The 1,522-nt window shown below is 40.3% G+C and carries 2 protein-coding genes; both read right to left on the reverse strand.

Going from position 1 to position 1,522, the window contains the following annotated elements:
• Window positions 1-36 precede the first annotated feature (36 nt).
• On the reverse strand, window positions 37-933 hold the full coding sequence (locus tag HUK49_RS10475; protein ID WP_326515975.1) for an IS3 family transposase: 897 nt from the start codon (window positions 931-933) through the stop codon (window positions 37-39).
• Window positions 933-1,466, reverse strand: a complete 534-nt coding sequence (locus HUK49_RS10480; protein WP_191913659.1) for a helix-turn-helix domain-containing protein — start codon at window positions 1,464-1,466, stop codon at window positions 933-935. Before HUK49_RS10480 ends, HUK49_RS10475 begins: the two co-directional genes overlap by 1 nt.
• Between the last annotated feature and the right edge of the window lie 56 nt (window positions 1,467-1,522).

The raw sequence follows: 1,522 nt of genomic DNA on the forward strand, positions 1-1,522 counted from the left end.
TGAAGTGCAAGACAAAAGTTAGACAAAATTGAAATATTAAGCTGCTAAGGTATGATTTCGGTACTCAACCGGAGTCATACCTTTTGTTTTTAAGGTCGTTCTGACGTTGTTAAAGTACTGAACATATTTTTGGGAAAGCTCAGTTAGCTCTGTCATGTCTTTACACGGTGGAAAACCTGCCAGTAATTCTGTCTTAAATAAGTGGAAAAAACTTTCTACGGGTGCGTTATCCAAGCAGTTTCCCTTGCGTGACATGCTTTGAATAAACTGGTGATCCGCTAGTTTTTGGGTATAGTAAGCTAACTGATAATGCCAACCTTGATCTGAATGGATAATTGGTTGCGCATCCTCAGGTAAATTGTCAATTAATTCTGTTAGAGTTCGCATAATCAGATCTTTATTTGGGCTGGTACTAATCTGGAAAGCCAGGATCTCTTGGCTCGCCTCGTCAATCATTACTGAGATATAAGCCCACTGATGGTTAGCTAAACGAACCTGCGTCACATCAGTATGAATAACCTGGTAAGGCCGAACTTCATTGAATCCTTGCTTCAATTTATTATCCGCAACTTTACCAACGGTACCATGATATGATGAGTATTTACCATTTCGATAGCGATTGTATAAGTTTACTTGCACATTTAATTCCCGCATTAACTTCCGAATCGTATCTCCCGACAAGTGTAATTTAAGCTTATCCAGTTCTGCTTGAATTCGACGATAGCCCGCTGTCCAACGACCACGAATTTTGAACTGTTGAGCGATTTGAAGAATTATTTTCTTTACTTCACTATATTTATCATGGTGGTTAGCGATGCGTTTCCGCTCATCGTGATAGGTGGCCTTGGGAAGCTCAACGGCTTTAAGGAGGTCACCTATCTTATAGCGCTGCTTCTTGGGCTGTGCTGCTTGATCGTCCCTGATCTGATCCACTATTTGGGTTTTCTTCTTGGCTTTGAGGGTCCGAACAGGGACAGCGATTTTTTTAAGAGATCACGCTCCAACTTGGTGTCATAAAGTTCTTGATTTTTCTTCGCTAATTCTTCCTTTAAGCGTTCTAACTCACTTTTATTGGCGAGTTGACGAGCTTGCTTTTTGGTATATTTCATTTTGGATGGCCTACCTTTCGGGTGAGGCTTCAAAGCTGTAATTCCGTCCCGTTCAAATTGTGAGCGCCATCTGGATACTTGTGCTGTTAAAACATCAAAACGAGCCGCTACTTCAGTCATTGAATCCTCATGAGTTTGGTAGTAGTCTATCACATTTAATTTGAAATCGGTGGTGAATGTTCGTTTATGTCGTCGACGCTTAAAGGCAGCGACTCCATTTAAGCGGTATCGCTGAATCCATTTAGCTATTTCTCGTCTGTTAATCTGATATTTTTCACTTAAAGCATTAGTACTTTGTGAAGTTGACAGATATTCATGGACAATCTGTGCCTTCAATTCTGATTTATATTTGACCATAGAAAAGGTGCCCCACAATCATTAGATTTCTTGTCTAACAATTGTAGGGCACTTCA

Origin of the sequence: Limosilactobacillus portuensis (genome assembly GCF_014838735.1) — a bacterium.
Taxonomy (GTDB): domain Bacteria; phylum Bacillota; class Bacilli; order Lactobacillales; family Lactobacillaceae; genus Limosilactobacillus; species Limosilactobacillus portuensis.

What these genes read in the sequence shown, in the direction of transcription:
- HUK49_RS10480 (WP_191913659.1), bottom strand. Translation starts at nt 1,466, where the DNA reads ATGGTCAAATATAAATCAGAATTGAAGGCACAGATTGTCCATGAATAT.